Origin of the sequence: Leptolyngbya sp. PL-A3 (assembly GCF_039962325.1) — a bacterium.
In the GTDB taxonomy this organism is placed as follows: domain Bacteria; phylum Cyanobacteriota; class Cyanobacteriia; order Elainellales; family Elainellaceae; genus Vacuolonema.
Map to the genome: position 1 here is coordinate 1 of NZ_JAMPLB010000025.1, position 19,013 is coordinate 19,013.

19 protein-coding genes and 1 rRNA gene are annotated in these 19,013 nt (G+C 50.0%); 8 read left to right on the forward strand and 12 right to left on the reverse strand.

What is annotated here, in order from left to right:
* Positions 1 to 114, forward strand: a 23S ribosomal RNA gene (locus NDI52_RS18630); the annotation flags it as partial.
* Positions 115 to 486: 372 nt separating this feature from the next.
* Here the strand turns inward: NDI52_RS18630 and NDI52_RS18635 are convergent.
* From NDI52_RS18635 to NDI52_RS18665, 7 genes are all read right to left on the reverse strand, one after another.
* A complete protein-coding gene (locus NDI52_RS18635) occupies positions 487 to 1,122 on the reverse strand; it encodes a peroxiredoxin (protein ID WP_190772278.1) in 636 nt (211 codons plus the stop codon).
* A 232-nt stretch (positions 1,123 to 1,354) separates the two neighbouring features.
* Positions 1,355 to 1,576 carry a hypothetical protein gene (locus tag NDI52_RS18640; RefSeq protein ID WP_190772277.1) on the reverse strand — a complete coding sequence of 74 codons (222 nt, stop codon included), beginning with the start codon at positions 1,574 to 1,576 and terminating at the stop codon, positions 1,355 to 1,357.
* 48 nt (positions 1,577 to 1,624) lie between these two features.
* Complete coding sequence (sfsA, locus tag NDI52_RS18645; protein ID WP_190772276.1) at positions 1,625 to 2,353, reverse strand: DNA/RNA nuclease SfsA; 729 nt, start codon at positions 2,351 to 2,353, stop codon at positions 1,625 to 1,627.
* A gap of 8 nt (positions 2,354 to 2,361) precedes the next feature.
* A complete protein-coding gene (gene glsA / locus NDI52_RS18650) occupies positions 2,362 to 3,333 on the reverse strand; it encodes a glutaminase A (RefSeq protein WP_347280045.1) in 972 nt (323 codons plus the stop codon).
* 181 nt (positions 3,334 to 3,514) lie between these two features.
* On the reverse strand, positions 3,515 to 4,027 hold the full coding sequence (locus tag NDI52_RS18655; RefSeq protein ID WP_190772274.1) for an isoprenylcysteine carboxylmethyltransferase family protein: 513 nt from the start codon (positions 4,025 to 4,027) through the stop codon (positions 3,515 to 3,517).
* Complete coding sequence (locus NDI52_RS18660; RefSeq protein WP_190772273.1) at positions 4,011 to 5,609, reverse strand: bifunctional pantoate--beta-alanine ligase/(d)CMP kinase; 1,599 nt, start codon at positions 5,607 to 5,609, stop codon at positions 4,011 to 4,013. Before NDI52_RS18660 ends, NDI52_RS18655 begins: the two co-directional genes overlap by 17 nt.
* Positions 5,610 to 5,774: 165 nt before the next feature.
* Positions 5,775 to 6,725 carry a pentapeptide repeat-containing protein gene (locus tag NDI52_RS18665; protein ID WP_190772272.1) on the reverse strand — a complete coding sequence of 317 codons (951 nt, stop codon included), beginning with the start codon at positions 6,723 to 6,725 and terminating at the stop codon, positions 5,775 to 5,777.
* Between the two features lie 13 nt (positions 6,726 to 6,738).
* On the opposite strand from NDI52_RS18665, the gene NDI52_RS18670 reads away from it, so the two are divergent.
* The 4 genes from NDI52_RS18670 to NDI52_RS18685 all read left to right on the forward strand — a co-directional run bounded on the left by NDI52_RS18670 (position 6,739) and on the right by NDI52_RS18685 (position 8,793).
* Complete coding sequence (locus NDI52_RS18670) at positions 6,739 to 6,906, forward strand: hypothetical protein (protein WP_190772271.1); 168 nt, start codon at positions 6,739 to 6,741, stop codon at positions 6,904 to 6,906.
* Positions 6,907 to 6,974: 68 nt separating this feature from the next.
* Positions 6,975 to 7,394: a VOC family protein gene (locus NDI52_RS18675; protein ID WP_190772270.1), complete on the forward strand. Its 420-nt coding sequence runs from the start codon at positions 6,975 to 6,977 to the stop codon at positions 7,392 to 7,394.
* 284 nt (positions 7,395 to 7,678) lie between these two features.
* Positions 7,679 to 8,392: an NnrU family protein gene (locus NDI52_RS18680; protein ID WP_190772286.1), complete on the forward strand. Its 714-nt coding sequence runs from the start codon at positions 7,679 to 7,681 to the stop codon at positions 8,390 to 8,392.
* 41 nt (positions 8,393 to 8,433) lie between these two features.
* The gene (locus NDI52_RS18685) at positions 8,434 to 8,793 is read left to right on the forward strand and encodes a thioredoxin domain-containing protein (RefSeq protein WP_190772269.1); all 360 of its coding nucleotides are present in this window, start codon (positions 8,434 to 8,436) and stop codon (positions 8,791 to 8,793) included.
* 125 nt (positions 8,794 to 8,918) lie between these two features.
* Here NDI52_RS18685 and NDI52_RS18690 read toward each other — a convergent pair whose 3' ends face one another.
* Positions 8,919 to 9,323, reverse strand: coding sequence for a single-stranded DNA-binding protein (locus NDI52_RS18690; protein ID WP_190772268.1), 405 nt, complete (start codon positions 9,321 to 9,323; stop codon positions 8,919 to 8,921).
* Between the two features lie 364 nt (positions 9,324 to 9,687).
* Positions 9,688 to 11,142: an alpha-amylase gene (locus NDI52_RS18695; protein ID WP_242035820.1), complete on the reverse strand. Its 1,455-nt coding sequence runs from the start codon at positions 11,140 to 11,142 to the stop codon at positions 9,688 to 9,690.
* Positions 11,143 to 11,620: 478 nt separating this feature from the next.
* On the opposite strand from NDI52_RS18695, the gene NDI52_RS18700 reads away from it, so the two are divergent.
* Positions 11,621 to 12,214, forward strand: coding sequence for a cold shock domain-containing protein (locus NDI52_RS18700; RefSeq protein ID WP_190772266.1), 594 nt, complete (start codon positions 11,621 to 11,623; stop codon positions 12,212 to 12,214).
* A gap of 63 nt (positions 12,215 to 12,277) precedes the next feature.
* On the opposite strand, the gene plsY is transcribed toward NDI52_RS18700, so the two are convergent.
* Genes plsY through NDI52_RS18715 form a run of 3 tightly spaced genes read right to left on the reverse strand, consistent with a single transcriptional unit; the run spans position 12,278 to position 14,616 of the window.
* Positions 12,278 to 12,910 carry a glycerol-3-phosphate 1-O-acyltransferase PlsY gene (plsY, locus tag NDI52_RS18705; protein ID WP_190772265.1) on the reverse strand — a complete coding sequence of 211 codons (633 nt, stop codon included), beginning with the start codon at positions 12,908 to 12,910 and terminating at the stop codon, positions 12,278 to 12,280.
* A gap of 11 nt (positions 12,911 to 12,921) precedes the next feature.
* On the reverse strand, positions 12,922 to 14,214 hold the full coding sequence (locus tag NDI52_RS18710) for a DUF3086 domain-containing protein (protein ID WP_190772285.1): 1,293 nt from the start codon (positions 14,212 to 14,214) through the stop codon (positions 12,922 to 12,924).
* 12 nt (positions 14,215 to 14,226) lie between these two features.
* Positions 14,227 to 14,616 (reverse strand): DUF3119 family protein, encoded by a 390-nt coding sequence (locus NDI52_RS18715; protein WP_190772264.1) that lies wholly within the window; start codon positions 14,614 to 14,616, stop codon positions 14,227 to 14,229.
* Positions 14,617 to 14,821: 205 nt separating this feature from the next.
* Between NDI52_RS18715 and NDI52_RS18720 the strand changes: the two genes are divergently transcribed.
* Both NDI52_RS18720 and NDI52_RS18725 read left to right on the forward strand, forming a co-directional pair.
* Entirely contained in the window at positions 14,822 to 15,730 is a 909-nt protein-coding gene (locus NDI52_RS18720) for a CoB--CoM heterodisulfide reductase iron-sulfur subunit B family protein (RefSeq protein ID WP_190772263.1), read from the forward strand.
* 464 nt (positions 15,731 to 16,194) lie between these two features.
* A complete protein-coding gene (locus NDI52_RS18725) occupies positions 16,195 to 18,993 on the forward strand; it encodes an EAL domain-containing protein (protein WP_190772262.1) in 2,799 nt (932 codons plus the stop codon).
* The last annotated feature ends 20 nt before the right edge of the window (positions 18,994 to 19,013 follow it).

Sequence of the window (19,013 nt, forward strand, 5' to 3'; positions counted from 1 at the left end):
CTCTCATCCCATAAGGGAGTAAGGTCACCCGCAGAACACGGGTTAATAGGTTCTAGATGGAAGTCCAGTAATGGGCGAAGTCGAGGAATACTAACAGACCGAGGGCTTGTCCTAGCTTCAGGTCAGCATGCTGGATAAAAAACAGCAGTTGGTTTTGTTGAAGACTCAAGCCAAGCAGTTACGCAACAACCAAAATTTCTTCCTCTTCACTTGACAGGTTTGAACATCAAATATAGTTAATTCAATAAAAGCTTTCCTGGTGCTAATGGCGGTTTGGCCCCACTCTCATCCATCCCGAACTGAGGTGTGAAACAGACCAGCGGCGAAGATACTTTGGGGGTTGCCCCACGGGAAAATAGCTCAGTGCCAGGATAATATTTAAAGCAAGACTCCTGCCTCGTGTGATGCAGGAGTCTTGCTATTTGTCATGAGTAAAATACTATAAAAAGGTTCAGGTTTCGGACCTGAACCTTTTTAAGGCCTTACTTATTTATTAGGTTGCGGGGTCATGCGCAGATAAGGCTTAATTTCGGTAACGCCTTTGGGGAACTTCTGCTTGGCTTCCTCAGTGGGAATGGAGGGAACCACAACAACGTCTTCACCATCCTTCCAGTTAACGGGGGTTGCAACGCCATAGTTGTCGGTTAGTTGCAGGGAGTCAATAACGCGAAGGATTTCTTCGAAGTTACGTCCGGTGCTGGGGGGGTAAGTGATGGTCAGACGGAGTTTATGTTGAGGGTCAATGACAAAGACGGTCCGAACGGTAACTTTGGCGTTAGCGTTGGGGTGGATCATCCCATATAGGTCAGAAACGCTCTTGTCAGCGTCAGCCAGGATGGGATAGTTGACAGTAGTGTTTTGAGTTTCGTTGATGTCGCTGATCCAGCCCGTGTGGGAATCAGCATCGTCAACACTAAGAGCAATGACTTTGGCGTTGCGCTTCTCAAATTCGGGAACCAGCCGGGAAACTTCACCCAATTCGGTGGTGCAAACGGGCGTGTAATCGGCGGGGTGAGAGAAGAATACAACCCAGCTATCACCAGCCCAATCGTAAAAGTTGATTTCGCCTTGAGAGGACTGTTGAACAAAATTGGGTACGGTGTCCCCAAGTTGAAGTGCCATAGGTGTCGTTCCTGTAGTCAATAGAACAATGTAGGGCTTTAGTGCTATCTTCTCATAAACTACACAATCCCGAGCGGGGTTTAGGTTATTTTTCCCAATCTTTAATGAAGGGATAAGAACAGCTATTCTCCATACCTTGACATTGATAGTCTAAAGGCCCTTCTCATGCATTATTGAATAGTGGGATACAGGTGTAGATTGATGAGATTGGAGGTTCATTCTTCTCTAAAGCTTAGAGATCATTAGGCTGGATGCCACCCTCGGGGAAGACCCATTTAGATCCCTCCATCATTTTGCGACGGCGTGCTGCCTCGGCTATTTCATGCATTTTGTCTAGAGAGGTTTCGTGAATAAAGCGAGATGCCTGGTCACGGTATTCGGTGTTAGGGCATTGATCGCCAAGGACACAGCCGTCTTTACATGCTTCAGCGCAGTTAATTTGGGTTGATTCCATAAGTTCGCTATCCTGATTTGATCTTTATGGTTATGGTATCGCAGGTAGCTAAAGAGACAATTCTGCCAGGCCCAGGTAGGTGATGCCTAAAGGAGTATTTTTGAAACGACAGGGGAGAATTTGAACACCTTTAGCGATCGCCTCCCGAAACAGGCGTCCATATTCAGCATCAGCCACGTCACCCGGCGCAAAGTGGGTGCAATCATCTCGATTGATGTAATAGAGCATGACAGCCTGCTTGTCTGGCAAGAGAGCCGTCAATTCTTGTAAGTGCTTTTGCCCTCGTGTTGTGACGGTGTCAGGGAAAAGGGCAAGAGTTTCCTTCGTCCAAGTAGTGTTTTTAACTTCGACATAGGTTGGTGGGGTTTCAGCATCTGGCGCTGTCAGTAGGAAATCGATGCGGCTTTTGCTATCTTGGCCGTATTTTACTTCGGCACGAATTTCTGTATAGCCGTCCAATTCGGGAATGGCATGGGCTTGGAGAGCTGCTTTGATGACACGGTTGGGGAGAGCTGTATTGGTACCGACCCAGGTTGGAGTTGTGTCGTTGATTTCGATTAATTCCCAAGTGTAGGCCAGTGCACGATTAGGGTTGTCGCTTTTGGAAACAAGAACGCGGTTGCCTGGGATGTTGACGCCGGACATGGGACCGGTATTAGGGCAGTGGGCTGTGATAATTTCCCCTGTTTCTAGTTCGATGTCAGCGAGAAAACGTTTGTAGCGTTTGAGAAGAATGCCGGGGTAGAGGGGAGGGAAAGGATAAAAGAAATCGGGCATGGGAGAGATCAGGCTTTGAGGCTTTGGAGAAAGTGGTTGCAGTTGCGGGAGGAGTCAAAAAGATGGAGCCCAAGAACCTGGGAGAGCGTTTCACAGACTCTGACACCTCGGATACTGTTGCCCCTTTCATCTAAAGGCGGTGAGAAAATGGCAATGCCAATTTGTTCGGGAACGACAGCAATGATACCGCCGCAGACGCCGCTTTTGGCAGGAAGACCCACACGGTAATTCCATTCACCTGCGAAATTGTACATGCCGCAAGAGGCCATGACGCTGAGGATGTCGCGAATATAGCGGGGACTGACGGCGCGATCGCCCGTCAACGGGTTCACACCTCGATTTGCAAGGGTTGCTGCCATGACCGCCAGATCTCGGCAGTTGACCATGACAGAACATTGTTGAAAGTATAGGTCGAGGGCATCTTCCACATTGGCTTCGATCATGCCAAAATGGCGCATCAGGTAGCCCATCGCGCGATTGCGATCGCCTGTAGACCGCTCCGACACATACGTTGCCATGTCGACAAAGATGTCATGGCCAGTGTAGCGCCGGAACATATCTAGCAGGCGATTGAGACGTTCGGTGAGATCGCGGCCTTTGATGAGGCTGGTGGTGGCGATCGCCCCTGCATTCACCATGGGGTTATAGGGCCGCTTCGATTGCTCGTCCAAAACGATGGCATTAAAGGCATCTCCTGTCGGCTCAACTCCGACTCGGCTCAAGAGTACATCTCGCCCATGGTCTTCTAGTGCAAGGCCATGGACGAAGACCTTAGAGATGGATTGGATGGTGAAAAGAGGGTCAGTGTCACCGACTTCGAAAATTTGGCCATCTACGGTGGCGATCGCTATCCCAAACAACTCAGGATTTACCTTGGCAAGTTCGGGAATATAGGACGCCACCTTTCCCTCACGTAAGGTGGAATACCGTTCATGTAAGTCTGCCAAAAATGTTTTGAATTCTTGAGCTGACCGAACCATTTCTGGATGATCGGCAGACGATAAATCGTCAGGGTTCGTCATAGAGTTCTTCAGGGAAGCAGCTTATCCTTAGGCATCTTATATCCTTAAGACTGACGCAAGTCCACTCAAGTCCACTATAGATATGGCAGATATGGCATTTTTGTTGTGGGATCTGCTTCGCACATCCCACAACAAAAATCTAATAGATCCAGGGAATCAGTTTCTTTGCCCGCTGTCGATAATCCGCATAATCAGGATACTTCTCCGTCAGCCAGATTTCTTCGCGGCTGGCTTTAGCATTAAAAAAGAGGATAAAAATAAAGGCCGCAAGCAAGTGAGATAGGCTTTGCTGGGCGATCGCATAACTCAAGATTCCTAGAATTAAGCCACTGTAGATGGGATGGCGCACCAAGCCATACACTCCAGTTTGCACAAGCTGACCGTCTTCCCGGGGAAACGGCAAAGGAGTCAGGCTCTGTCCCAGATCGAGCAGCCCTTTGCCCAGCAAGATTATAGCCAGGAGGGCGATCGCCCCGGCTATGCCCCAAAGACCATAAAGGCCAGGAGGGATAATCGTCAACGAAGGCAATCGGTAAACAGGCAACAGGACAACGCCAAGCAACAGGAAGCCCTGAAGAAGAACCCAGTACTCACCTCGTTGCCCCGTGCGCCAGCCCTCGCGGGTAAACCCCCAATCAGACAGCAGTTTCATGGGCTGGCTGAACGTCTACTTTTTCACAATAGAGCGCAATGATCTGCTCGATAACGGCTTCAGCGGTGAGCTGATCGGTGTTGATCTCGATCGCGTCAGCGGCCTTGCGGAGAGGGGCGATCGCCCGACTACTATCCTTTAGATCTCGTTCGTAAATGCTTTTCTCCAACTCCTCTAGGCTAAACTCTCCCAGGCCCCGTTCCTTCAGCTCAAGTTGACGACGGCGGGCACGCTCTTGAACGGAAGCCGTAAGAAAAATCTTGAGCTCAGCATCGGGGAAGACGTGGGTGCCAATGTCGCGGCCATCCATCACGACACCACCGCGTTGGCCGTACTCCTGCTGCTGTTTCATAAGAGCCTGACGGACGGCTTTTTGGGCAGCGATCGCTGATACCTGCGCTGTCACGTTTGGCGTCCGAATTACTGTTGTGACGTCCACATCATTGATCCAAACCTGGAGAGTGGGAATGCCAGAATCTAAGTCCTGACGTTCCAGGCGAATCTTGCACTGGCTGACGAGTTCAGCGATCGCCGCCTCATCCTCGACTGCTATACCAGAATCCAACACTAGCCAGGTAACTGCGCGGTACATGGCGCCTGTGTCGAGATAAAGCAGACCCAGCTGCTGAGCGACCTTGGGAGTAACCGTACTTTTGCCAGAACCTGCAGGCCCATCAATGGCAATGATCGGTTTACGGGTGCGGAGCAGGACGTTGTCAATCAGGCGGGCAGAACCAAGATGGGCAGCGATCGCCAATAGGCCGGTGTCTTGAATGGATTGCAGGGAAGTCATGGTGATGGGATCAACCAGATCGATATATTGAGGTTTGATAGAGGGGGTTGTAGCCAGAGCCGTTTGTACTGCTGTGAGCAAGGGTTCTCGCTCGACAATGCCAGACCGATATAAGGCTTCTGCTTGCTGGAGACTTTGGTAGATGCGGGGAGCCTGAGCGCGTTCTTCTGCTGAAAGGTAGCGGTTGCGCGAACTCATGGCCAGTCCATCAGATTCCCGTACGGTTGGGCAAGCAACAATATCTACGGGGATGCTCAAGTCTTGTACCATACGCCGCAATATGGCCAGTTGTTGTGCATCTTTCTGGCCAAAGTAAGCACGATCGGGTTGAATCAGGCTAAACAGCTTAGTCACAACCGTAGCGACACCTTCAAAGTGCCCTGGGCGAAACTTCCCACAAAGTTCTGCCATCATACTCGTTGGAGGAATGACCTGAAACAGATGAGCTTCTGTGGTCGGTTGTTCTGTGTGGTATAGCTCTGCTACCGATGGCGCAAAGATGACATCTACGCCTGCCTCTTTGCAAAGAATCTGATCTGCTGCCAGGGTTTTCGGATAGTGGTGAAAATCTTCGTTTGCCCCAAATTGTAAGGGGTTCACAAAAATACTGACGACTACAAGAGCATTTTCCTGGCGGGCGCGCTGGATCAAGCTGAGATGGCCTGCATGCAAAGCCCCCATGGTCGGTACCAGACCCACAGTACCGGGGGGATGAACACAGGGAACCGCCTTTTCCCAGAATTGCTCCAGGTAAGTACGGAGCCCAGCTACGGTTTGAAACAGACGCACGAGATCCTCCGGGCTGCCAAATTATATTGTTTGGAAGCAAGCTAACCTTGATAGTTTACAGAATTCCCATTCCAATCGCAGGCGATCGCTCCCATCTTCCTGATTTGTTGGCCTACATCCTTGGAGGGGAAATCGTGGGTTCAGGATCTAAAAACCTGAAAACTGTCAGCATCCGCTGCTTTCGATGCGGCCATCGGGCATGATCGTATTGCAAAAGAGTGCCCCTTCCATCCGAGCCTCTTGCAAGCTTGCTCCCCGCAGATTCGTATTGGTCAAATTAGCGTTTCGCAGGTTTACTCGCCTCAGAATAGCTTGCTGAAGGTTTGCCCCTGTCAGGTTTGCATGAGTTAAGGAAGCACGCGTCAAACTGGCCCGGGTCAGGTCGCTCTGCTCTAGATTGGCATTGGACAAATCAGCCATGGTGAGATCGGCTTCTCCAAGCTGAGCACCCTTGAAGTTGGCTCCACTAAGGTTCGTGCGAGACAAGTTAGCGCGAAGCAGCATTGCTCTTACTAAGCGAGCATCTTTGAGACTGGCATCACCCAAATACGAACGTCGTAAATCCGCTGCTTCCAAATTGGCTCCGCTCAGGTTTGCTTCAGCCAGATTAGCCCCCAGTAAGATAGCGCCATCCAGGTCTGCCTTGCCCATATCAGCACGGCTCAGCACGGCATCAGCCAGATGTGCTCCTTCTAAGTTGATTCCTCGCAGGCTAGCATCTCCTAAATAAACCTGCCGTAGGTCAGCTCCTTCAAGGTCAGCTTCGTCCATTTTTGCCCGCGTCATAACGGCGTCTACCATGTGAGCCTCTCGCAAATCGGCCTCCGATAGGTTGGCATCATCTAGCCGGGCCCCTACTAAATTGGATTTCCGCATCTGAGCGCTAAACAGATAAGCGTTGCTGAGATTGGCATATTCCAGGTTCACTTCCTCCAGGTTGCTATCCCGCAATCGCACAGATTCTAGCTCACACCCTCCACACTCGCGGGTTGTGAGCAGCTGATTAACGCGGCTCAGCTTCGCGGCGTTAGCAATCCGTACGGCTCCAACCACCATGGTTATGGTGGCCAGGAAAGATGCAATGGTGAATAGGGCTGTAATATCTTTCCGATCCATAGTCTGAAGATGAATGCCTTTAGGAAAGCAGTGCGATCGCCAAATGAGCAGTCTTCAGTTTAGCGAGAAGCTTGCCTCTATTGGTGAAGTAGGGGGTAAGCTAGGACGGGCTGAACCTATGGCCTTTGCCACTAGAACAGAACATGATGGTAGAACAGGGGTACCCTCCACCTTGCCATAATCCTCTACTCTAATGGCCATACTATAGATCAACCTGTACGCTATATCCCTCGGCGCCATTCTGAAATCATGACTGTTCGTCCCTTTCATATTGCTTTTCCTGTTCGTGATTTGGCTGAAACTCGGCACTTTTATGAGATGATTTTGGGATGCTCTGTGGGGCGTACCAGTGATGCCTGGATTGATTTCAACTTTTTTGGTCATCAAATTACGGCCCACCTCAGCCCCGAGGAAGTGAGTGCTGTGGAAACAAACCCGGTTGATGGAAAATCGATTCCGGTAAGGCACTGGGGGGTGATTTTGGAGATGGAATCCTGGGAACGTCTGGCTGATTCGCTAAAAGACCAGGGGATTGTATTTGAGATTGGGCCTTACATTCGGTTTCGAGGAGAGGTGGGAGAGCAGGCAACAATGTTTTTTCGTGATCCTAGTGGCAACGCGTTAGAGTTCAAGGCTTTTCGTGATGATGCCTCGATTTTTGCTGCTTGAGGGCTGAGCAAAGAGATAAAATTCCGGAGAAGGGGGTGCCGGTTTTGCCTGCACCCCTTCTCCAGAATTTTATTCGATAGCAAGTTCTTAAGCCTTGGTTAACCTCAGTTTCGGATAAGCTGATGTGCCCATTTTCGCGTGTGCAAAGTACAGGCAAAAATGCTTATCGCTTAGTATCAGGGATATTGTGTGGAGCCTTCGTGAATCAATGGTTTCAAGCAAAATTAGGTCACGTCTCACGGTAGGCTAGAAGCTGGAATGATTGAAACGGGATCACCATGCCCATGATGACAGAGTGGCTGACTCCCAGCCATGGAATTATGTTTGGCTTGCTAGTTGGGTTTGCGATCGCTCATAGTGGTTTAGCCGCCTTACGCCCCCGAGCAGAGAAATACATCGGCCCACGGCTTTATCGAGTGTTGTTTGCACTGGTCAGTATTCCTTTTGCAACAACGCTAATTATCTACTTCATTAATCACCGCTACGACGGGTTACAACTCTGGAATTTACAGGGAACTCCCGGGATACAGGCAACGGTCTGGATTCTCTCGGCTATTTCGTTTTTGTTTCTCTACCCAGCGACATTCAATTTATTAGAGATTGCTGCTGTCCAAAAGCCTCAGGTTCATCTTTATGAAACTGGGATTATCAGGGTTACGAGACATCCACAGATGGTGGGACAGATTATTTGGTGTGTGGCCCATGCACTTTGGTTGGGAACGAGCTTCATGCTGGTAACCTGTGCAGGGCTAATTTTGCATCATCTGTTTGGTGTGTGGCATGGCGATCGCCGCCTGACCTTACGCTATGGAGCAGCCTTTGAGGCGGTTAAGGCCCGTACCTCCGTGATTCCCTTTCTGGCTATCCTTCAGGGGCGCCAATCCTTAAAACTGCAAGAGTTCCTTCGTCCGGCATATGTTGGGGTCGCTATTTTTGTGGGCATACTTTGGTGGGTACATCCCCTAATGATCCGTGCAACAAGTAACGTTGCCTGGTAAAGTAGTGCCAAATAGAAACTCTCTTCAACGCCTACTATTCAATGATCCCAACCATTAACGAAAGCACCTTTCCACAAGAAGTTTTAGATTCACCTTTTCCCGTCATTGTGAGCTTTTGGGCTCCCTGGTGTGGCCTGTGTCGAATCATCAACCCATTGCTTCATGGTTTACAGAGTGAGCAGGGAGAGCAGGTGAAGTTTGTCAGTGTTAATGCAGATGAAAACTTTAGGCTCGCGAACACCTATCGGCTGACGAATCTGCCCACCCTTCTGCTCATCGATCGGGGTCAAGTTCTCTGCCGCTTTGATCATTTTACATCTCACGATGACGTCAGAGCAGCTTTTGCTACGTTAGGCAAAATTTTGGGTGGTCTTGCTAACACATATAGCTACACAGCTTAATCTCACCTAAATAAGAAGGGAGGGGGGCAAAGCCCCCCTCCCTTCTTATTTAGGTGAGATAACAGGATGTGTTTTTGAAAGCTGTGCTTCGCGCAGTTTTCAAAAACACATGAGTTATTCGAGTATTAAGAGGCTATCAATTCGGGCTGAGCACTGGTCTCAGAAATAAGCTCGTCTGTTTCGGTATCCGAGTTAGGGATGATGTCTAGATCCACATCCAGAACCGTCATGTTTAGCCCAGCACGAGGTTGTTGGTCAACATTGGAAAGATAAGGGCTAGGTTCAAGATTACCTGTGCAGATGACAAGTGCTCCTTTCTTGAGAAAGGAAAGCTTCCGCCATGCAGCAGATCGCTCCCAAATACTCAGGCGCACGGTAAAAGAATCTTTGTAATCCCGTGGCTTTTGAACAAATAGGGTTACTTCGGCTAGTTGAGCCTGCTCACCGTTACGGAGAGTAACAGTTTTTACCTGAGCATCGGCACCTAAGTTACCGCTAACGATCCACTTGTTCAAACCTTTGCTAGACATGAATAGATGCTCCTGATTAGGAATGATGACTTTATAGAAGTAGCATCCCTTGATCTATGAAAACGTCCGTAGTCTTGTGTAAAAATAGACCGGCTCCTATATTCAGTACCGTAATTCTTCTTGGAGCCTAAATTTGACTTCAATACGAACTCTGCTTCATACAGGAACGGTCTGTTTTTCGCTGGAATGTCCGTATAGCGGATATCCCAACGAAAAACAGACTGCTGCTCTATGGGCAGGTTTCGTATTATGTAGCAGTATGCAAGTACGTTCAGTACAGCGCTGTACAAATTTTTCTGAGAAAGCTTTTGGAGATTTTACAGGGGGCTGTACAGCTAGACCCCTGTAAAATCAGCTGCTTGCTTTACTTCTGAACCCAGACAGAAACTGAGCCTCCTTCACAGCGGAATTCTCCCCAGCCGTATTCGTTAGTTTGAACCAGGCTAGAAATATGTCCCGTTACGTCATAGAAGGTGGTGTTGGGCTTGCCAACTTCCATCCACTTGCTGCCACCAGGGCCATCGCTCATGATGACCGCCATCGCTTTGGGGTTGGCTTCCGTACCCAGGCGAGTCCATCCAATCACATCCCAGTGGTCGAAGTAGTCGTACTGGGGGCCATGGGCAAAGTTATGGCGAGCGTAGAGAAGTTTATCGATGATGGAACGGTGGGAATCTAACCAGATTTCGTACTCGTTTCCATCGCGGCCGCGATCGCGATAATGAGCCCCATAATAATCGGCGTAGAAGACACAGGGGTATCCTTCTGCTCGCAACAGGATGACAGCGTAGGCCAGAGGCTTGAACCATCCTTCTACAACAGATTCCAAAGCTTGCAGGGGTTGCGAATCGTGGTTATCAACAAAGGTGACGGCAAAAACGGGTTGTTCCTTCATCAGAGTGCCGTCTAGGATACGGCGCATATCGTAGTTACCACTGGATTTACTGGCACGGTGAAAGTTGTAGTGAAGGGGGACGTCAAATAGAGAGAGGCGTCCGCCTGTGTTGGCAATGTACCAATGTAGAGCAGCTAGATTTTCACTCCAGTACTCGCCAACGGCAAATAGATCCTGTCCCGTTTCATGCTCCAAATAATCCAACCAGCTCGTGAAGAAGTCTCCTTGAATATGCTTAATGGCGTCCAATCGAAAGCCATCAACGCCGATCGTATCCAATAGCCATTTACCCCAGTACTTCAATTCACCCTGAACCTCAGGGTGGTTCATGTCTAAGTCGCAGCCCATGAGGAAGTCATAATTACCGCTGCTTAGATCGACTTTGGTTTCAAAACTTTTATCTTTAAACCGGTAAATGGTATTGTCACCGGACTTGTACATGTTGTGGTTGACGGAATCGAAGTGCCACCAATGCCACTTCATGCTGGAGTGAGTATCACCCCGTCCCGGAAAGGTAAAAGCAGTCCAGGACTTGATTTTTTCGACCCCGCCAGTAATGTGATTGCGATCGTTGACGTCGACAGGGTAGGCCTCAATCTCCTCTTCAGCATCGGCTCCATTCTTATGGTTGAATACGACATCCGCATAAACCTGGATACCGGCATCCTGAGCGGTTTTGATAGCGGCTGCGTATTCGTCTCTCGTCCCGTATTTCGTACGAATAGTCCCCTTCTGATCAAATTCGCCCAGGTCAAACAGGTCGTAGGCTCCGTATCCTACATCCCAGGCCCCCCCACTGGCTTTGTAAGCAGGGGGAAGCCAGAGAGCTGTAATACCCGCTTTCGCTAAATCGCGGGCATTTTTTTGAACGCGGTTCCAGTGATTGCCATCGTTGTCGATGTACCAGTGGAAATATTGCATCATGACGCCATTGACGGGTTCTGTCGGGTGCTTACGGCCGAATTCCTCGGAATATTCGGTCAGCAAACTCGAAATGGTGTCCTTCAGATCATCGAGAGCATTGGGGCCAAGCTCTGCGGCAGCTTTACGAAGACGTTCGATGAGGGCCATACAGTTTCTCGTAGTAATGCATGGTGTGAACGGCTGGGGGAATAGCCGTTCCAGCTTTTTACAAACTATAGAGTGAGGAAATCAAGCTTTGGGTTAATACACATTACAAAGAGACAAAATCGTAAAACTCGATCAATTTGTCCAAGTCGGCCCTGATACTAATTCAATAGAGAATGCGCCTAATGTTCTACGTCTGTGCATTCTCATTGTGAGCTTTATCTGGGAGTTTGTGCCTTACGGCACAAACTCCCAGATAAAACCCGAAAACCACCTTGGAAGAAATGGCTTTGCTTGGGAAAACTATCAATTAAGCATTGCGATAGGTCTATTCATGCAACCTGTTTTGCGTCGGGGGCAGCTTGTTACCTGGAAGGATGAGCGGGGTTTTGGGTTTATCAAATCAGAGGATGGGGGGAAAGAAGTTTTCTTGCACATCACGGCGATTAAGGGAGCCAGTCGCCGTCCCCAAGTTGGTGACACCATTCTGTATGAGTGCGTCATAGAAAGCGGGAAAGTTCGTGCTGCCAACGCCTCTATTCAAGGGCTGGTAAAGAAGTCTGTGGCCGCTAGACCGAAGCCACAACGAACCCCATCACAAAGATCCATTCGCCACTCTGCGCCCAGACGACCTAAAGGCCAACCGCAAGGAGCACTTGGAACGATCGCCACCATTGGATTTGCGATCGCCCTAGCCGTCTTCTTAAATAGGCAAAGTCCATCCCGCTCCCCGTCTCCTATTGCCGCGATTACCCAACCGGAATGTACGATTAAGGGCAATATTTCACAAAGCTCGGGCATCCGGTATTACCATCTGCCTGGCATGGAGGATTACGAAAATACAGTAATTGACCTGGCCGCGGGAGAAAAGTGGTTTTGCTCTGAGCAGGAGGCGATCGCTGCTGGTTGGCGGAGGGCTCCCCAGTAATAGAAAACGGTGTGTCTATCTGGACACACCGTTTTTGAAAAAATATTGTGGAGAATAAAAGGTTTAGGTTTCCTGATGTTTTTGCCCGATGCGTGGTTCTTGACCTGCAAAAAGGCGCTGAATGTTAGCCCGGTGCGTTATGAGGACATAAATCCCGGCCAGCAATCCAAATAAGAAGTAGGGCAAGGGTTGGTGGAAAATCAGCATGAGGATGGGGGCAGCGATCGCCGTCAAAATAGACCCCAACGATACAATCCGCGAAATGCCTAAGGTAATGAGGAACGTTGCCGTAGCTCCCAATCCCACAGGCCACGCCAATGCATACAGCAAACCTAATCCTGTCGCTGCGGATTTTCCACCTTTGAAACCTAGCCAAACCGATTTACTATGACCGACTACGGCTAGTAATGCTGCTAACGTTGCAGCCCAGGGCATTTGAGCTTCTAATCCAGGCTGAGCAAACAACGCACGAGTAATAGCAACGGCCACAACGCCCTTAAAAATGTCTACCAGCAGTACGATAATAGCTGGAACTTTGCCTAACGTACGCAGCACGTTGGTAGCTCCCGTAGAGCGGGAACCCTGTTCACGAATATCAATACCTTTCAGCAGCTTTCCGGCCCAATAGCCCGTGGGGATGGAGCCCAACAAGTAGGCAATGACTGAGGCAATGACCCATACCAACTCAGTATTCATGGCAGTTCACCTCAATACAGATTGGCATTGGGACGGGTGGGATCGGCCGCAAAGGCCAACCACAAGGGGAATTGCAGCAGTGACAGGTCAATCACTCCTTCCGATTCATCAATGATGATCAGGGGTAAATATTTTTGTTTGACCAGGCGATCGGCCCGCTGAGAGAGGGGTTCTGGGGCATCAAACAGGGTTACGCCCTGGTCGGTGCCAAAGTCCATGCGGCCCAGACCCAAGCAATCTTGCAGGCCACGTCGCCACTCGCCCAGACGTTCGGGTGAATCGGAGAGGACAAGGGTGCGGATGCGATCGCCATACATCCGATGCAGAATTGAAATTGCTGCCGAAGCTATCAGAATATTTTGCAGCCGAGAGCCCATGCTGCGAACCGCTCCCCGGCCTCCCTGTTCAAAAAACCAGTTGGAAACGCGTTCTGCATGAATGGGTTCGAACGTACGACGCAATTGCCAGGGCGGACCGTAGTAATCTGGCGAATTGCGGTACTGGTCGAGGGATTTGCGGATCATGCGGGCGGCTTCCTGGAAGCCCTGCTCTGCAAACTGTGGCTTAGGAGCAGCAGTCTCTTCGGCTTCCCGTTGAGGGCGGCGTGAGGGTTCGGGAGCGGGCGGAGGGGCGAGTTTAAGATCTTCAGCAGCGGACACAAGATCCTGTAAGCTACCGACCAAATAATCCTTAAAGCCCTGGATGCGAATGGCTAGCTCTTGAGAGCTGCCAGCAAAGGTACTCCGCATTTCGGCGCGAATACGTTCCTGACGGCGCTCCAATTGCTCTACAGAAATTTGGAGGGTTTGTTTCCGGTGCTCGAGCTCGCTAAGCCCTTCTTTGACGAGATTTCCGAGAGCAACCTGAGCGTCGAGCAGTTGTTGTTGTAGGCTGGCGACCTGTTGGCGAAGCTGCTGTTCTTCTCGTCGCAGGTCACTCACGCGATTTTCGAGATCCTGAGCGGTGCCTGGCTCATCCATCAGGTCTTCAATAATTTCCAACCCTTCAGCCATCAAGGTTTGGGGCGCTTCTGAACGATCGTCGACGTTGGAATCATCTGCTTCCAACGACTCGACTGTTTCCAGGAGCCCATCGACCTCGATTACTTCTGGCTCGTCTGGACTGTCTACCTCAGTTGTCCAGGGATCGGAGACAACGGACCCTGACGGGGGCTCTGTGGATGTGTTTGAGCGCCCAGACAGTACATCCGGCAAGGGTTGAGGTTTGTAGTCGTCGGGTTCAGAACTGGATGGCGGCATGGATGCGTCCATCGGATCTTGATTCAGGGATTCATCCGGATTCATGGTGTCCATCACTTAGCGATCAATCGGGCAGCGTTGCTCCAAGCAAACCTTCAACATTTTCGGATCAAACAGCACTGGAACAAAGTGAATGCTCTTAATTTCCTTGAAGTAGAACAAAATGGGCACGGGGTTCCAGAAAATTTTCCAATTTTGCCAGTCTTGATAGGGGAAACGGCGAATTAAAGTTTCGCCTCGATAAATGTCCAGATCGGTTGGGGTAAACCGCAATCGCAAGGAAACCGCCTGATACATCAGAAATAGGCCAAACAGGGCGATCGCCCCACTGACCCAGATATTGATCCACACCAGGGGTAGGGATAGTCCTACGAGTGCTAGGGGCAAGGCATAGCTGGGGGCCAGTTCTACAGTTTCCAGGGTGGTTGGGGTTGATGATGAGGTCACCGTTTCTCCTCAAAGTTCTGGAGCATGAAAATTAATTCCCATTTTAAGGGGTCAGAGGAAGGCTGAACTCGAATTGATGGTGATGAGCTTTTATTGAGAGAAGTCAAAGATCTCACATCAAAGCCGAATCCCATCGATACACTGGATAAGGATTCGCTAGTTGTATGGGGCGATCGCACGCTCCACTAGTTAAGCTGCTGAACTTATGACGCTGAAATATGCTTATTTTCCGGGATGTGTAGCTCAGGGAGCGTGCCGGGAACTGTACCAATCCACCGCTGCCCTGACCCAGGCATTAGGAATTGAACTGATTGAGCTGAAGAAGGCATCCTGCTGCGGGTCGGGTACGTTCAAAGAAGATTCTCAATTACTCGAAGATACGGTCAACGCCCGCAACATTGCCCTGGCCGAGGAATTGCAACTGCCGTTGCTGACTCATTGCAGTACTTGCCAGGGAGTTATTGGTCATGTCGATGAACGGCTGAAGGACGCTCAAAAGAACGATCCAGCCTATATTGAACAGGTTAATGGTCTGCTCAAAAAGGAGGGCTGTTCCCCTTACAAGGGCAGCACTGAAGTTCGACACTTGCTTTGGGCTTTAGTGGGAGATTACGGCCTGGAAGCCCTAGCGCAGAAGGTAACTCGCAAGCTGAGCGGCCTGAAGTGTGCTGCCTTCTATGGTTGTTACCTGTTACGGGCTCAGGATCACATCCCTTATGACGATCCTTACAATCCACAGTCCATGGAGAACGTATTTCGCACCATTGGGGCAACCCCTGTGTATTATCGGGGGCGAACTCAGTGCTGTGGCTGGCCACTGTCGAGCTATGCCACAGAGCAATCGTTCAAGATGGCGGGTGGGCATATTCAGGAAGCGATCGCCGCGGGAGCTGACTGCATGGTTACCCCGTGCCCATTGTGTCACCTGAATTTGGACTCCCGTCAGCCAGAGGTGGAAGCGGTTATTGACCAGAAATTAGGGCTGCCTGTATTGCACCTGTCGCAATTGGTAGCCCTGGCTCTGGGCGTTAGCCCCAAAGCGTTGGGCCTGGATCGACATATTGTTTCGACGAAATCGGTATTGGATAAGCTAGCTGCGACTGCGGCAATCTAAGTGTTCAGTTGCCTGTATTGGCTGGGGAGAGGGCACCCGCCTCCAGCCACTAAGTATTTTCGAGGGTAGTGCATTGCATCGTTGCATCGCCCTCTAAATACTCATTTTTGCGTGCACTTTTGCATATAAAAGTCGGTACTTCAGCTCATCCTCAGCAATTCTCAGTATGGGCATCAAAGCCAAGAGTTCACGCCCGACGGGCGTGAACTCTTGGCTTTGATGCCCGAAAACCGCGCGCCTTTGGCGCGCGGTTTTCGGGCCTGATTTCAAAATGAGAATTGCTGGCTCATCCTGAAGTGCCCCTTGCAGGGCTTTGTGCTTGAATTAGCCGCGCGGAGCGCAGCTCTCACAAAAACCAGATTTTAAGCGCTTGAAAAGTGCTGTAAGTAATCTCTGGAGTTGGAAGACGTCTCGGCCTGCCTGAATTATCCTGTGAAGAAGAGTCTGCGGTGAACGAACGCAACATGCCACGCATCAAGAAACGCTTGGCGATGAGAATTGCTGTCCTTTACCTATTTTGGGCAGGAGTTTGGATTTTAATTTCTGATCAGATACTTGCCTACCTGATTTCAGATGCTCGTCTCCTGACTGACGTCTCCATTCTAAAGGGGTGGTTGTTTACCCTGGTGACCAGCCTGCTGCTGTTCTGGCTCGTGCGCCGTGGGGAGCGATCGCACCAGGAAAATCTGGATCTCCTATACGACATTGTAGAAGGTACACGCGATGCCATTTTTGTGAAGGACTTGCGTGGCCGTTATGTACTCATTAATAGTGGCGGCGCAGACTTGGCGGGGCAACCGGTGTCGGCCATTCTGGGGCAGGATGACTCGGCCATTTTCCCACCGGATCATGTCCATCGCATCCAGCACGCTGATCAAACCATTATTGAAACAGGGATCGCCCAGCAAACCGAAGAGACGGTTTGGATGCAGGGACGACGCGTTACCCTCCTATCGTTTAAGTATCCTCGACTGGATCGCCAGGGACGTGTTCGGGGAGTGATTGGAATTTCTCGGGATATTAGCAATCGCAAACGCCTTGAAGAAGAACGGGAACAACTTCTGGAAACGCTAAATGCCCGTAATCAAGAATTGGAAGCGCTGAATTTAATCACGGCTAATGCTATCAGCACCCTGCAACTAGATGCGTTATTAAATCTTCTGCTAGATCGGCTCACCTCGGTGTTAAGGGCAGATTTAGGGCTAATTTTTCTGACGCAAGATGATGGAGCTTTACAACTTGCAGCGTGCATGAGTACGGCGCAATTGGAGACAACGCAGGATGAGGGGGCGATCGCCCACAAAATTGCCAATATCATTGCCACGACGGGCAAAATTCTTGATGTGGATGATATTCAGCAGAATCCTAATGAGCCAAAAGAGCTTCAAGTTTCAGCCAACTCGCACCATATTTTAGGCATTCCCCTGCGCCATCAGGGGCAACAGGTTGGGGTTTTACAGGTGCAATGGTTTTCTCCCCACACGTCATCGCAGCGAGAGATTCAACTACTAGAAATTGCGGCTGAACGTTGCGCCCTTGCAATTCTCAATGCTCGTCTATTTGAACGCACACAACATTTACAGCAACGACTTCAGCTGCAGTTTGACTGCAACCCTCTGGGCTGTATCACCAGCGATCCACAGGGCTATATAAAGGACTGGAATCCGGCTGCTGAGCGCATTTTTGGCTATACCAAAGCAGAAGTTTTGGGCCTGCATCCCTCTGACCTGATCATTCCTGCCGGCATTCGCCCTGTTGTAGAAGCAATCTTTAGCCGTCTGGGTCAAGGAGATGTGAGTGTCCAGAGCTGCAATCACAACCTGACCAAAGATAGACACACCATCATCTGTGACTGGTCGAATACGCCATTAAAGCAGGCCGACGGGCAGATCGTTGGCTTCCTATCCATGGTGCAGGATGTTACCGAACGCGTCCGCAATGAAGAACAACTGCGACAGTACGCCTACTATGATTCGTTAACTCAGTTGCCTCTACGCCGCTTTTTGGTAGAACGATTGAACGTATTGCTTTTAGAACCTCCTGAAAAGCGCCCAGTATTTGCGCTACTACACCTGGATTTGGTGCGCTACAAAATGGTGAAGTACATTCTGGGGCACCAACTTGCAGAGCAGTTGTTGATAGGAGTGAGCGATCGCCTTCAAGCCACACTACCCGAGGGTAGTCTCCTGGCTCGTATTGGTACTGATGAATTTGTCATCCTTCTCGAAAACCTGCCCCACTCAGCGGCGGTAGTCGACTTCGTCACACCCGTTCAACAGGTTTTTGCCCATGCCTTTCGGCTGGGTGATAACGAAATTTTTATGCATGTTCGCATTGGTATTGTGCTGAGTAGCGACTGTGAAGGTGATGCTGAGGATTTTCTGCGAGCTGCTGATATCGCTATGCATCAATCCAAAGTAATGGACCAGATCCCTTATGTGCGATACGAGCCGATGATGCAAAATGCGGCTTTACATCGCTTGCAGTTAGATAGCGATATGCGGTGTGCCCTGGAACGACAGGAATTTGCCCTGCATTATCAACCTTTAGTCAGCCTGGTTAATTCACAATTGCTGGGGTTTGAGGCACTGCTGCGCTGGCCACGGGGTACGGAATGGACGCCTCCAGACCAGGTCATTAGCCTGGCAGAAGAGACGGGGTTTATTGTCTCGCTAGGACGTTGGGTGTTAGAACGAGCCTGTCAGGATTTGCAGCGGTGGCGATCGCTCTATCCAGAAGCATCTTCCCTTTTTGTTGCGGTTAATCTCTCGCCTCGTCAATTAATCCAACCGGATTTTGTTGACATGGTAGAAGGCATCCTTCAGTCCACACAACTGCCTCCAACCTGTCTAAAAATGGAAATTACAGAAACGGCGGTTATGGAAAAAGCGGAGACCGTATCCCCTATTCTGGAGCACCTGAAGCAGTGCAATATCACTCTTTCCATTGATGACTTTGGTACAGGATATTCTTCCTTGAGCCAATTGCATGAATTTCCATTCGATACGCTGAAAATCGATCGCTCCTTTGTGCAACGGCTGACAACAGACCTCAAAAGCCGTGAAGTGGTGCGCAGTATTGTCGTCTTAGCTCATACCCTTGGGATGGATCTGGTAGCAGAAGGGGTTGAAACCTCAGAGCAACTATCGGAGTTGCAGGAATTGGGGTGCGATCGCATCCAGGGCTATTTCATCTCCCATCCCTTGCCTTTGGAAGAAGCCGAAATCCTGGTCAATCAGAATAATTGGATGAGAACGCCCTAAAAAGCTTCTCGTTGTTGCGA